We start from the raw sequence: 14423 nt of genomic DNA, 5'->3' as shown, positions 1-14423 counted from the left end.
TTAAATACATGTGCAATCCCATTCCCAGGTAAACTGGTTTGTGTCACCAACCTCTACTTTTATTTTAACGCAGCACATGTGTAAAAATATAGGTATAATACCATTAGTAACTTTATCATCAGGTAGTTTAGAAGAATCAGGTCCGTTAATTTCGACTCCAGCTTGAATAAATCGATGATTTAAGTCAAATTCGTTACTGATCTGTAATGAAATTCCATTATTTGTTTTAGTTACTAAAAATTTTTGATCTAAATATGATAACTCAATAACTTTTCTGTTTGACAGTTTAGAAAAATCGAATTCATAGGACGTGCCTTTATTTAAAATTATATTTGAGTCAGTGTCATTAACAGTTGTTATTTTTGACGAAGTTAATCTGTTCTCAAAATCATCGTTATGGCAAGAAGTTGTTGAGATTAATATAATTGAACAGATAAATAAAAAGGATAGTGGAAAGAAATTAAATTTAAACATAATATTTGTTTTAAAAAGTTAGATAACAAATAACAAACATATTTTGTTAAATTTACATAATTTAATTAATATTATGAAGTTATTTATCCTTCTTTCCTTTTATTCCTTTATAAAAACTTCTGATGCCTAACATGTCTTTTTCAATATCGCCAGTGGTGTAAAATGGAGGTGCGATTTTGACAGTTCTGTTTTTATAATCTAATGCCATTCTGACGATAGGCACTTTTGCCTGATGTGCAATGTGGTAAAATCCTGTTTTCCAAGTATCCACTTTTTGTCGTGTGCCTTCAGGAGCAATAGCTAATCTGAATATTTTCTTTTCTTCAAAAAGACGAACTGTTTGTTCAACTGTTTTTCCTTTTTTTGAACGATCAATAGGTGCGCCTCCCATCCAACGAAAGTAGGCACCAAAAGGCCATTTAAAAAGTTCTTTTTTAGCAACATAGTTAATTTCAACGCCAATAGCGCTTCTAATGTATGCACCCAAAAAGAAGTCATGCCAACTTGTATGTGGCGCGGCTGTAATAATGCATTTTTTGATTTCGGGAGGAATGTTGCCTTCAATATTCCATCCCAAAATGCTTTGAAATATGAATTTATACAAAATTTATTTGCGTCAAAATGAAATTCAAAAATAAGGCTTATTGATGATATTACTGCGATTTCATCTCAGCTAAACTATAAATAATTCTGTTTTGTGCATTTGGTTGTGAACCAAAAATACTCTGCGTGATGTTTAAATCCTTATCAATAAGTAGCCAATGCGGTGTGCCTTCACATTGAAATTGATCGTAAGCATAGTGGTTTTCATCAATAAAAACGTCTAAAGGAAGTTCCGGTGTGGAGAAGATGCTTTCGATATCTTTTCGAGTGACGCTAAAACTAAAGTTAGAATGTATCAAAATTACCTGAATGCCGTATTCTTCTTTAAGCTCATAAGCAAAAGGAATTGCACGACCTGTACAGCCTAAGCAATCGTTATTGTAAAATAATACCAATGTTGTTTTTTCTTTAAAGAATTCAGCTTTTAAAGGACGATTTTTTAAGTCAACATCTTTAATTTTCTCGAAGTTATTTAACCAATCTGCCATAGTCCAAAAATATAAAAAAAACCCTGAATAAATCAGGGCTTTCTTGTCGTTAATTCTTCTTAACTTATTTTAGAAATTTAATTCCACACCAACTAAAAAGTTGATGCCAGCTTGCGGATAATATCCAGCACCTCCCATGGTTTCTGTGTTGCCATTTGAAGTAACATCATAAGTGTAGAAGTATCCGTTTGATTTATATTCAACATCAAGAATATTGTTGACTAAACCTGTGAAAACAACACTTTCAAAAATTGGTGAATTTGACCAATTATAAACTAAATTGATATCATTGACGAAGTAATCACCTAAAATTGATTTTTTTGCATCGATATTTCCCATGTATTGCTCACCAACATATTTACTGAGTAAAGAAACTTGGAATTTATCATTTGGATGATAAATAAATTGGTTTCCTGCAATAATTTCCGGTGAAAAAGAAATATTTGTGTCTCCTAAATTTTGCAATGAACCATCAAGCTTTGCATAAAAATCTAGGTTTTTATTTCTGCTGATTGCCACATTAGGTCTGATGCTGAAATTAGAGTTAAGCAGAATTGAAGCATCAACCTCTAAACCTAAACGATAACTTTTTCCGCTTGTTTCTCTAATTGGCGAGCCAACATCATCAAGTGCACCAGAGAGAACCATCTGATTGTTGTAGTGCATATAATAGAGGTTTGTATTAATTTGAAGTTTGTTATTGTTTAACCTCCAACCTAATTCAAAATCATCGAGTTTTTCTGCTTTTGTAATACCGTTTTCAAAATCTGACCTTCTAGGCTCGCGATGTGCTTTTCCGTAAGATGCGTAAAATTGATTCATGTGGTTTAACTGATAACTCAAACCTGCTTTTGGGTTAAAAAACTCATAGTTTTGATTGACATCTAAAGGTATTTTATCTGATGATAAACCATCTGTTTTGTAAGTGATAAATCGACCTTGCAAATCAAGAAATGCTTGCCATTGATCGCTAAATTTGTAAGTTGCTTTGCTGAAAATAGTGTATTCGTTTTTAGTGCCGTTACTATCATAATAATGGTCATAAATTTCAGAATCACCAGCATACTCACTCCAAATGATTTCGCCAAAATGATCGTTTGTGTAATAGCTGTAAAAAAGACCAGAAGTGATATTTAAGCTTTTTGATTTATATGTCATGTCTGCGCTGACAACAAAATAATCATTGTCTAGCCAACGCCTTCTAATCAAATCAGCTTCATTAACGGGTGCATTTTCAATATCATGAAAGTCTAAATCAGCGTCTTCTTTATATTGTTCAAAGAAACCTCTTCCGTTGGTATAATTCAAACTGAGTTTACTTGACCAATTTGAGTTATAATCCTGATGCCAATGCAGTTGATAATGATCTTGTTTGTAAGAATCTATTTCGTTTTCATAGAATTTGATATTTCCATTTTTATCGGTGTATTCTCCAGCTGAATTGTATGTTCTGTCATCTTTTAATTGATCGCCTTCAATTCCATTCCAAGCTTGGTAAGTTTCTTGTTCGCCGCCAAATGTCAAAGCTTTAATGTAAGTGTTTTCATAAGAATAAACACCTTGTACGAAATAAGATTTAAGGTCGGAAGTTGCTCTGTCGATATAACCATCAGACTTGATTTGTGACAAACGCCCTGAGATTTCAATATTAGAATCTAACATGCCTGTACTGTATTTCAAAGTATGCTTTCTTGTATTGAAAGAACCATAAGAATTTGCAAGTGAGCCGCTTGCTTCAGATGAAGCAGCTTCAGTTAAAATGTTAAGACTGGCACCAAAAGCACCAGAACCATTTGTTGAAGTTCCAACACCACGTTGTAATTGCAGATTTTGTGTTGTAGAAGCGAAATCTGGTAAATTTACCCAAAAACTTCCTTGACTTTCTTGATCGTTATAAGGAATTCCATTAATTGTGACGTTCACACGTGAAGCATCACTACCGCGAACACGAATCCCAGAATATCCAACGCCATTTCCTGCATCAGTTGTTGTGACGACCGAAGGAATATAGTTCATCAAACTCGGTATATCTTGACCTAAATTACGTTGTTTGATTTCCTTTTTATTTAAGTTGGAATGTGTGATTGGAGAGTCAGCTTTCACTCTTATTGAACTTACCAAAACCTCGTTTAGTTCTTCAATTGTTGACTCCCATTGAAGGTTGATGGTTTTGTTTTCAGTAAGTTTTAAATCGATTTCTTTTTTGTTGCCATAAGCAAATACTAATGTGTATTCGCCCTTAGGTATTTTGAGTTCATAGTTTCCATTCGGCCCAGTAAAAGTGTGATGATTTTCATTTTTTGTGTAAACATCAACAGCTTCTATACCTTGATTGTTCAATGTTACTTGACCTTTGATTGTGAATTCTTGAGCGTAGCTCATGAGGCTTGCAAGAAGGCAGACCTTCATAAATAATAATGTTTTCATCCGTAAAAAATTCTACGAATAAAAGGGGCTATTATTCAATTGTTTTAAATGTTAAAATAAAAAATCCTGAGAACCACTTTGGTCGTCAGGAGTGTTGCGCGCAATGTTAAACCTTTCGGTTTGTTCAATTTTCCCTTGGCAGCATTATCCGCCCAGGTTCATTGGGTATAATCTCAGTCTTGCTTTCACAAAACACCCCTTTGAGATGTGCCGCAAAGATATGATAAATTTAATGTGTAAAAAATACTTTGAGAGGGTTTTCTTACACATTAAATTTTCTAAAAAGCTGTATTAAATGAGAGTGATAAACCAGAACTTTCTGGGACATATCGGCAAACGCCACCGACACAAACTAATCCACCTCTTTGTCTTCCATAATTTAGCGCAATTCGAGAAGCACCACGCCTGTATGAACCGCCAAAGTTGTAATAATGAACTTGCTTGTCAGGATCATCATTGCCGTAGTTCCACATATCAGAAACATAGAAAGAGAGATTTTCATTCACGTTAAATTCTGCTGTTCCTGCAGCCCAATCCTTTCTGTCTTCCGTCGCCCACATGTGTTCTAACTCTAATCTTATAGAACGAGAATTTGTAAAGTTGTAGGTTGCTTCGCCAACCACAACATTTGCTTTAACTAAATCGCCACCGCCCATAAAGCGCTGATCGTAATATTGATTGATGTAGTCAAAACCTAAATGCCAAGTTTCGTTTAGCTTTTTCTTGATAGAAAGATTGTAATCTGAAAAATATTTCTTCCCTCTTCCTAAGAAATCTGTGTCATAATCAGGCGGATTGAAAGTGTAGGTTCCTGGTAAGTTGCTCCACATAGATCCGTTAATGGCGATGTTAGTTCCGTATTTTCCACCTAAAGAAGTTCCTTTTTTAAATGTGTAATAAAGATCGATTTGCCCTCCTGTTTCGCCAGCTTTCATGATTGCAGCATCTTCATAGAGAACACCATTTTGAGCCTGATAAACATAGATGTTTGCTAATTGTGAATGATGTTGTTTTGTGAGAGCAGGCGTAAAATTGACAACTTTATCTAAATAATCAATGCTCGTCGTGATTTCGCCATTAGATGCTGTGTAGATTGAAGGTTGACGCTCTGAATAAAGACTCATATTTTCTAGACGACGTAATGAAATATCTATACCTAAGCCTGATTTAGAGTAACCAAAATTCAGCCTTGCAGCATGGCCAGGTTTAGCAAAGTCAGGACTTAATTTATTTTGAACATCTAACAAACCATCTTTAGTGATGTAATTTAATTCTGTGTTGATGTAAAAAGAATTAATCATATAATCAGCTCTTACTGAAAAAGCATTAGTCAATTCTTCATAGTCAGCATTGTCAAACGGTAATTCTTCATAACGGCCGACATAACTCAGTCCAATAGATAAGTCTTGATTTTTCTCATAAAGATTCAAGGTTTCCCCGAGAAGAAATTCAGCATTGAAACCAAAAATATCTCCTTTAGAAACGTCAAAGCCTGAGCGTTGTCTTCCATATAAAAGCGTTAATTCTGTATTGTAAGTTGGTGAGTATTTTACTCGAGCGCCACGTAAAGCTGTGTTAATTCCCAAAGCGCGGTCTTCCCAAGCTCTCAAAATCATTCCGCTACCAAATTGCTCATAAAAATGACCGACAGTAAAATCGAATTTTTCTGTTTTATAGTTGACGAAATAAGTCCCGAGATCAACGCCTTTGAATTGTGGATTGTAATTTAAAAGCGCATTTTTTTCGTAAGCTTCTAATTGTCCGCCAACAGTTAGATTGTCGATAGCATAATTAAGAGAAAGATAAGAATTCGATCTTAATGGATCATCAGGTTCGGTCACACCAAGTCCTTCATCTTTAAAATATCTTTGAATATTGGTTTCAAGACCTCCATAAATTCTGCCCCAATCTTTTTTATTTTCTTGCAATGTATCTTCTTGAGCAAAAGTAGAAATTGAGCTCAGAAGCATGAGTAAAGTGAGTATTCTCATTCTTAAAGTGTCTTGATTGTTTCGAATAATTCAGCTTCTGCTCCTTGGCTGTAACCGTTAATAATCTTTACAATTTTATGATTTTTTACAATAATTGTATAGGGAATATTAACAATTGAGAGTGCACGCTTTAATTCTTGATTATCGTCAATTAAGACTTTATAAGGCCAACCTCTTCCGTTAAGAAGCGGTCTGATTCTACGTTGAGTTCTAGCATCGTCAATTGAAATCGCAATAAGTTCCATATTGACTTCATCCGTCCATTCATCGTAGTTTTCACTGATAGCCTCTAATTCTCTGATGCAAGGTGCACACCAAGTTGCCCAAAATGAAAAGACGTAAACTTTGTCTTTGTCACCATAATTTTTTGAAATGTTGACAGGTTTATTTTTTAAATCTTTGATTGTAATATTTGGCATTTTTTCTTGTGCTGATAGGCCAATACTAACAAAAAATAATAGGTAAAAGAATGATCTCATTAATAAGTTATTTATTCGTTTAATTTTTCGCTAAAAATAAAATAAAAATTCTAATATTAACTAAATTTTAATAAAACATCTTTTTATATATTTGAAGCAAATTAAAAACATAACTTCATGAAACATTATTTACTTATCACATTATTTGCTTTCAGTGTTTTTTCTGCATCAGCACAAATAGCTGATGGATCAGTTGCTCCGGATTTTACTGCAACTGATATTGATGGAAACACACATTCTCTTTCGGATTATTTGGCTGAAGGAAAAACGGTTATTCTTAATGTCTCTGCAACTTGGTGCGGACCATGCTGGAATTATAAATCTCAAGGTCATTTGACGAATATTTATGAAACTTACGGGCCAAATGGTTCCGATGAAGTTGTCGTTCTGTACATTGAGGGAGATCCTTCAACAGGAATGAATGAATTAAATGGTATAGGAAACACTGTTGGTAACTGGGTTGAGAATACGCCTTTTCCTATCATTGATAATGCAGCAATTGCAAACAGTTATCAAATTAGTTATTACCCAACTGTTTTTAGAGTATGTCCTGACGGTTTAGTATACGAGGCTGGTCAATTAACAGGACCTCAATTTGAGAATGTTATACAATCTTCTAGCGGATGTAATACATCTTTAACTGGTATTTCTGAAAAATATGAAATGCTTGCAGACAATGTGCATATCTGTGATGATAATGTATCTGCTGATTTGAATGTAAAAGTTAAGAATTACGGAGTGGATGCAATTTCATCATTAACTTTTGAAGTCAATGATGGATCTCAAACGACTCAAATTACACAAAACGCTTCAATCCCTAAATGGAACGAAGGTATGGTGTCGGTAAATAGCTCGTTTTCAACAGCGAATGATTATTCGGTTTCTATAGTTGAAATTAACGGTAATACTGTTGACGCAAACCAAGTTTCTTTACAAGATTTTGATGTCAATGTTGCTGGTCGAGCACTTGAGGATATCGAAATTCATATTCATACTGATAATTATCCTTCTGAAGCTTCATGGAAATTATATGATAGTAATGATGTTGAAATCGCAACAGGTGGCCCATATCAACCAGGTACAGCAGACCAGTATGGCGGTGGCGGTCCAGATGCCAATACAACAATTGTACACAATGTTCAACTCCCATCAATTGATGAATGTTATAGATTAGAATTGTTAGATTCTTTTGGTGATGGATGGAAGTATGCGACTGGAGATGCTGGTGCATCAGTTTTTTATGATGGAACAGAAATCTTTAACATTGTTGTTGATGAGTTTGGCAGCAGCTTATCTGTTGATAATGTTGTAAAAAGAGTTCAATCTCTTGGAACCGAAAAAACGGCTTTTGATCAATTCGAAATGTATCCTAATCCGTCAGAAGGCTTAGTTAATTTCAAATCTGATGAAGGCTTCTCATTAAAAATTTACTCTTTAAGCGGTCAATTGGTTTACGAAAGTTCAGAAATGCAAACGCAATCTCAAATCGATTTATCTCAACTTGCAACAGGTGTTTATTTAACTAAAATCACAATTGACAACAATACAAAAACAGAAAAATTAATTTTAAAATAAAAACATGTTTAAAAAATCAATTTACGTCATATTAGCATTATTCTTCGGGATGCATTCCTATGCACAACTCGACTTAACAACTGTCGCTGGTGATCCAATTCAAGATGGTGATGTCTTTAATTTTGATCAATTAGGTGATTCTGATCCGCTATCGAGCGAAGGTAAATTAAAATTTGTGATAGGTAATTCATCAGACACAGAAACAATTAATGCTTTTGTTGAGGTTGTTTCACTCTCTAATACTGATGGTGAAAATGCTCAACTTTGTGTACAACCTTTATGTTATTATACAGTGAGTATAGGAACGAAAGCTCCTAATAATGCACTTGTTTTAGCTCCAGGAACTGATAATGGGCCAAATGATTACTTCTTAAATTCTGATCCAGGAAATGGAGAGAATTATCCAATCTCTTACGGACTTAGATTTTTTACAGTTGATGATCAAGGTGCTGAAACAGGAGAAAGCATAAGTGTGACCTATAATTATACTCCTGAAACATTTTCAAATGCTAAATTTGATATGTCTGACCTAGGTATTTCAGTCATGAATACAATGGTAAAGGATGTGATGAAGTTTACAACTGAGGAAACTGTAAGCTTTAGAGTTTATTCGCTTAATGGACAAGAGATGAATGCATCAACTTTTAAAGCTGGTCGTCATTATATCGACTTTTCAGGCTTTGCGTCAGGAATTTATATTCTTAATGCTAAAAATGAAGCAGGACATATCGCACACCTTAAATTGATTAAAGAATAAAATTAATGATGAAAAATAAGCGTTTTGTCACTTTTGCGAGTCTTCTATTTATCTGTGTAGCCTTCTTTTCAGCATGTGAAGAAAAGTATGATATACAAGAAGGAATTACAGGTATTTATTTAGTGACTAATGAAAACTCAAGAATTGTAGGACAAACACTTGAACTCAATGTGAATACTGATGCTGGTGAAAATGTCACTGAACAATCAACTATCTTTGTTAATGGTGAGCCTATTGACGGCAATACCTATAATACTGATGAGGTTGGCATTGTCAGCGTTCGTGCTGAATATTTGAACTTAAGCTCAGAGGTTTTAGAAGTTGAATATAGCGATGGTTCAGAAATTAATTTTAGAAAACGTGCGCTAGTTGAAGATTATACAGGGACATGGTGTGGCTGGTGCCCACGAGTGGCAAGAGCTATCGAGTTAGTCGATGAGCAATCAGACGATGTTGTTTTTGTTGCCATACATCGTTCACCCTCAGGTACACAAGATCCTTATGTTTTTGAAGATGCAGATGCCCTAGAAAGTTTGATTAATACGCCTGGATATCCTAAAGGATTTATCAACAGAATGACGCAATGGGATTTCCCAGAGCCTGATAATGTTGGTCAGGTGTTGAGCTTTACTCAAGGTGCAAATCCTAAATTGGGCCTAGCTATTTCATCTGAAATAAGTGGTAATCAGGTTGATTTAGATGTTGATATTCAGTTTAGCCAAGATTTTCAAGGTTTAAAGCTTGTTGTTTATTTATTAGAAAACGACTTAGTTTATCCGCAGGTGAATTACACAGCTTATTATAATGGTGTAAATCCAGTTGAAGACTATGTGCACGATCATACATTAAGGGCGACGATGACAGATGTTTTGGGTGATCCAATTTCTGGTGAAGAAACCTTAACAGGAAGCATCACCACAGAATCTTTTAATTTTGATTTACCATCAGAGATTGAAAATGCGCAAAATTTAGAATTTGTGGCCTTTATTATTGACGAAAATGATGAGGTTGTTAATGTGAGAAAATCTGAAATTAATACTTCTCAAACTTTTGAAATATTAGAATAAACAGTTTTCATAATTATTGTTTTGATTGAAAAAGGTCTGGTGAAAATCAGACCTTTTTTATGTTTCAAAATAAAGAATGTTTAGGTTTGCTTTTCAGAATTAAATTATGGCACAAGAAATTGAACGTAAGTTTTTAGTGAAAAACAAATCTTTCATTGAATTATCATCACATCATGAAAGTTTTAAACAGGCTTATCTTAACTCGAATCCAGAAAGATGTGTTCGAATAAGAATCACCGATTCTAAATCTTTCATAACTATAAAAGGGAAATCAACAGATCAAGGTTTGTCGCGCTTTGAATGGGAAAAAGAAATCCCAACAGATGAAGCGGAGCAACTCATGTTATTATGTGAAGATTTTTCAATTGAGAAAAAAAGATACTACGTTAAAAATGGGAAACACACAATTGAAGTTGATGTCTTTGAAGGCTCTAATGAAGGCTTAATTGTAGCCGAAATTGAACTTTCTTCAGCTGATGAAACTTATGAGAAACCTGATTGGTTAGGAGAGGAGGTGACAGGAAAAAAACCATATTACAATGCTGCCTTGAGTAATTTGCCTTTTAGCCAATGGTCATAAAAAAATCGTCTTAAAACTTAAGTCTCAAGACGATTTCATGATTTTGAATTGGTATTATTTCTGCTGATTTTTAGCTTCAATACTTAAAGTTGCGTGAGGAACTAATTTTAATCTTTCTTTCTGGATTAATTTTCCTGTCACACGGCAAATACCAAAAGTTTTGTTTTCAATACGTACCAAAGCGTTTTTAAGATCTCTGATAAATTTCTCCTGTCGAATAGCCAATTGAGAGTTTGCTTCTTTGCTTAAAGTACTACTACCTTCATCAAAAGACTTGAAGGTTGGTGATGTGTCTTCAGTGTCGTTAGAACTTCCGTTTTTATAAGCATCCTCATAAAGCTCAAGCTGATGCTGTGCATTTTCGATTTTATTAAGGATAAGGCTTTTGAATTCTGCTAAATCATCATCAGAATATCTCTCTTTTGTTGTTGTTCCGCTCATAATTAATTGATTTTAGAAATGTTTAAAACGGTTTTGACGTCATCAAATTCAATTTCAATTCCGTTTTCAACACTCTCGTTAATATATAAATTTTCTGCCAAAGTTTCTAATTTTATGTAATCAAAATTAGCTTCAACAGCTTTTTCTATTTTTTTAGTTTTTTGTATCTCAATTGTAATTTTATCAGTCACCTCAAAGCCTGAATCTTTTCGCATATTTTGGATGCGGTTGACAAGTTCTCTTGCGATTCCTTCATTGATAAGTTCATCAGTTAAACTCACATCAAGTGCAACTGTCACGCCATTTGATGAAGCAACTAACCAACCTTCAATATCTTGAGAAATGATTTCGACTTCATCAATTGAGATGTTTGTTTTCTCGCCGTTAATATCGATTTCTAAACTTTTCTCTTGCTCTACTTTAGAAATATCTGCAGCTTCTAGTTTTTGAATGGCTTGAACAGCATGCTTCATTTCTTTACCAAATCTTGGACCAAGAACTTTAAAGTTAGGTTTGATTTCTTTGATTAAAATTCCTGATGTATCATCTAAAAACTCAACAGATTTGACGTTAATTTCAGATTTAATCAAGTCTGAAACTTCTGAAATTTCATCTTTGATGTTTTCATCTAAAACAGGAATCATAATACGTTTGAGAGGTTGTCTCACTTTAATCATTTCCTTTTTACGTAACGATAAAGCTAATGAAGAAATTGTTTGTGCCATTTGCATTTTATGCTCAAGCTTTTCATCAATCATGCTTTCGTCAGCTTTTGGGAATTCTGATAAATGCACACTTTCAGAGAAATCTCCTTTAATGTGTGTTGTCAAGTCTTTATAAAGTCTGTCGCTAAAGAATGGTGCTACAGGCGCTGAAAGCTCTGCAATCACTCTTAAGCATTGATGTAATGTTTGGTAAGCCGAAATTTTATCGGTTTTATAATCGCCCTTCCAGAAACGTCTTCTGCTGAGACGAACATACCAATTACTTAGATTTTCCTGAACAAATTCTGAGATTGCTCTTGTCGCCTTCGTCGGTTCGTATTCAGCGTAAAAAGTGTCAACGGTTTTGATTAAACTATTGAGCTCAGAAAGAATCCATCTGTCAATTTCTGGTCTGTCTTCTCTTGCAATGTCTTTTTCTGAGTAATCAAACTCATCGAGATTTGCATAAAGTGAGAAGAACGAATATGTGTTGTAAAGCGTTCCGAATAATTTACGTTGCACTTCGCCAATGCCTTCTAAATCGAACTTAAGGTTATCCCAAGGATTTGCATTCGAAATCATATACCAACGTGTGGCATCAGGTCCATATTTCTTAAGTGTTTCAAAAGGATCAACAGCATTGCCAAGTCGTTTCGACATTTTTTGTCCGTTTTTATCTAAAACAAGTCCGTTTGAAACAACATTTTTATAGGCAACGTCATCAAAAATCATTGTAGCGATAGCATGCAATGTGTAAAACCAACCACGCGTTTGATCAACACCTTCAGCGATAAAATCAGCTTGTCGCCATGTATTTTCAACTTCTTCTTTTTTCTCAAAAGGATAATGCCATTGTGCGTAAGGCATTGAACCTGAATCAAACCAAACATCAATCAAATCAGCTTCACGCTTCATTGGTTTTCCTGTTTTTGAAACTAAAATAATGTCATCAACAATATCTTTATGCAAGTCAACTTTATTATAGTTTTCATCAGATAAATCTTCTGTATCAAAATCAGCATAAGGATTGTCAGACATGTAGCCTGCAACCATTGATTTATCGATTTCTTCTTTTAATGTTTTGACAGAATCCATGACTTTCACCTCTTGTCCATCTTCTGTTCTCCAGATCGGAAGCGGGATTCCCCAGTAACGTGAACGTGATAAATTCCAATCATTTGCATTGGCTAACCAATTTCCAAAACGACCTTCTCCAGTTGATTTTGGCTTCCAGTTGATGTTTTTATTCAGCTCATGCATTCTGTCCTTAAATTCGGTCACTTTAATGAACCAAGAATCTAAAGGGTAGTAGAGAATAGGTTTATCTGTTCGCCAGCAATTTGGGTAACTGTGAACATATTTTTCAACAATAAAAGCTTTGTTTTCTTCTTTGAGTTTGATGGCAATTTCAACATCAACAGATTTCCCTGGAGCTTCACCATCAGCGTAATATTCGTTTTTGACATACTTGCCTGCGAGTTCGCCCATTTCTGGTCTGAACTTTCCTTTGAGGTTCACAAGCGGCACTAAATTTCCGTTTTCATCTTTTACCAACATGCCTGGCACTTCAGGGTTGGCTTGTTTTGCCACTAAGGCATCATCAGCACCAAAAGTTGGCGCTGTGTGTACGATTCCTGTTCCATCTTCAGTTGTCACAAAGTCTCCAGCGATGATGCGGAAAGCGTTTTCTGGTGTATGGTATGGTTTCGTATAATCTAAAAGTTGCTCGTATTTTGCGTCAACCAATTCATTTCCTTTAAATTCTGAAGAAACGAAATAAGGTATTTTTTTATCGCCAGCATTGTAATTGTCAAGCTCAGCAACATCTTCAACTTTCTTAAATTTCTTTTTAAATAAGTTTGAAACCAAAGCTTTGGCAGCAATGATATTGATGGGTTTGTGTGTGTACTGATTGAAAGATTTGACAAGCACATAATCAATCTTTTTTCCTACAGTTAAAGCTGTGTTACTCGGAAGCGTCCAAGGCGTTGTTGTCCATGCAAGAAAATGAATATCACCATCAACATCTTGCAGATGCTGAGGTAAAGTTTCTTTTATGGCTTTAAACTGTGCTGTCACCGTTGTGTCAGAAACATCTTGATAGGTCCCTGGCTGATTAAGCTCATGCGAGCTCAGGCCGGTTCCTGCTTTTGGTGAATATGGCTGAATTGTGTAGCCTTTATAAATCAGGTCTTTATCATAAATCTGAGAAAGCAACCACCATACACTTTCCATATATTTTGACGTATAGGTGATGTATGGGTCGTTCATATCAACCCAATACCCGATTTTTTTGGTCAAATCATTCCAAACATCTGTATAACGCATTACAGCATTTTTACAGGCTTTGTTATAATCTTCGACCGAAATTTTAGTTCCGATATCTTCTTTGGTAATACCAAGTTCTTTTTCAACACCTAATTCAACAGGAAGACCATGTGTGTCCCAACCTGCTTTACGCTTTACTTGGTAACCTTTTTGTGTTTTATAACGACAAAAAATATCCTTGATTGAGCGCGCCATCACGTGGTGAATGCCAGGTAAGCCATTTGCAGATGGTGGTCCTTCAAAGAAAACAAAAGGCTCTTGACCTTCTCTTGAAGTCACGCTTTTATCAAAAATTTGGTTTTCTTCCCAGAACGCTAGAATTTCTTCTGCGACTTTTGGCAAGTTTAAACCTTTGTATTGCGGAAATTTTTTGCTCATTTTAACTATTGATTTCAAATGATTCGCGAAAATAATGATTTTTACTTAACTCAATATGAGAATGTAAAGTGATATTTGAAATATGTATAAAATTAATTTCAGTTTAGAATTAAAAGCTTGATATTCATTTG

General features: G+C 34.7%; 12 protein-coding genes. 4 read left to right on the top strand and 8 right to left on the bottom strand.

The window, feature by feature from the left end:
* The 6 genes from CAP47_RS11560 to CAP47_RS11535 all read right to left on the bottom strand — a co-directional run bounded on the left by CAP47_RS11560 (position 1) and on the right by CAP47_RS11535 (position 6462).
* Positions 1–474 carry a hypothetical protein gene (locus CAP47_RS11560; RefSeq protein ID WP_100776764.1) on the bottom strand — a complete coding sequence of 158 codons (474 nt, stop codon included), beginning with the start codon at positions 472–474 and terminating at the stop codon, positions 1–3.
* 79 nt (positions 475–553) lie between these two features.
* A complete protein-coding gene (locus CAP47_RS11555; RefSeq protein WP_238141050.1) occupies positions 554–1051 on the bottom strand; it encodes a 1-acyl-sn-glycerol-3-phosphate acyltransferase in 498 nt (165 codons plus the stop codon).
* 76 nt (positions 1052–1127) lie between these two features.
* Positions 1128–1565, bottom strand: coding sequence for a TlpA family protein disulfide reductase (locus tag CAP47_RS11550; protein ID WP_100776762.1), 438 nt, complete (start codon positions 1563–1565; stop codon positions 1128–1130).
* A 69-nt stretch (positions 1566–1634) separates the two neighbouring features.
* The gene (locus CAP47_RS11545) at positions 1635–3992 is read right to left on the bottom strand and encodes a TonB-dependent receptor (protein WP_100776761.1); all 2358 of its coding nucleotides are present in this window, start codon (positions 3990–3992) and stop codon (positions 1635–1637) included.
* A gap of 278 nt (positions 3993–4270) precedes the next feature.
* The gene (locus CAP47_RS11540; RefSeq protein WP_100776760.1) at positions 4271–5983 is read right to left on the bottom strand and encodes a DUF6029 family protein; all 1713 of its coding nucleotides are present in this window, start codon (positions 5981–5983) and stop codon (positions 4271–4273) included.
* Between the two features lie 2 nt (positions 5984–5985).
* Positions 5986–6462 (bottom strand): TlpA family protein disulfide reductase, encoded by a 477-nt coding sequence (locus CAP47_RS11535; RefSeq protein ID WP_100776759.1) that lies wholly within the window; start codon positions 6460–6462, stop codon positions 5986–5988.
* Between the two features lie 117 nt (positions 6463–6579).
* Between CAP47_RS11535 and CAP47_RS12655 the strand changes: the two genes are divergently transcribed.
* From CAP47_RS12655 to CAP47_RS11515, 4 genes are all read left to right on the top strand, one after another.
* Positions 6580–8037 (top strand): T9SS type A sorting domain-containing protein, encoded by a 1458-nt coding sequence (locus CAP47_RS12655; RefSeq protein WP_100776758.1) that lies wholly within the window; start codon positions 6580–6582, stop codon positions 8035–8037.
* A gap of 4 nt (positions 8038–8041) precedes the next feature.
* Positions 8042–8794: a T9SS type A sorting domain-containing protein gene (locus CAP47_RS11525; RefSeq protein ID WP_100776757.1), complete on the top strand. Its 753-nt coding sequence runs from the start codon at positions 8042–8044 to the stop codon at positions 8792–8794.
* Between the two features lie 5 nt (positions 8795–8799).
* Positions 8800–9861, top strand: coding sequence for an Omp28-related outer membrane protein (locus tag CAP47_RS11520; protein WP_100776756.1), 1062 nt, complete (start codon positions 8800–8802; stop codon positions 9859–9861).
* A gap of 106 nt (positions 9862–9967) precedes the next feature.
* Positions 9968–10441: a CYTH domain-containing protein gene (locus CAP47_RS11515; protein ID WP_100776755.1), complete on the top strand. Its 474-nt coding sequence runs from the start codon at positions 9968–9970 to the stop codon at positions 10439–10441.
* A 54-nt stretch (positions 10442–10495) separates the two neighbouring features.
* Here the strand turns inward: CAP47_RS11515 and CAP47_RS11510 are convergent, their stop codons facing one another.
* Both CAP47_RS11510 and ileS read right to left on the bottom strand, forming a co-directional pair.
* Positions 10496–10882, bottom strand: coding sequence for a TraR/DksA family transcriptional regulator (locus CAP47_RS11510; protein WP_100776754.1), 387 nt, complete (start codon positions 10880–10882; stop codon positions 10496–10498).
* Between the two features lie 2 nt (positions 10883–10884).
* A complete protein-coding gene (ileS, locus tag CAP47_RS11505) occupies positions 10885–14292 on the bottom strand; it encodes an isoleucine--tRNA ligase (protein ID WP_100776753.1) in 3408 nt (1135 codons plus the stop codon).
* Between the last annotated feature and the right edge of the window lie 131 nt (positions 14293–14423).

Source organism: Psychroflexus sp. S27, assembly GCF_002810405.1.
GTDB lineage: Bacteria > Bacteroidota > Bacteroidia > Flavobacteriales > Flavobacteriaceae > Psychroflexus > Psychroflexus halocasei_A.
The sequence above is the reverse complement of the archived record's forward strand: the minus strand, read 5'-3'. Positions and strand labels throughout refer to the sequence as shown.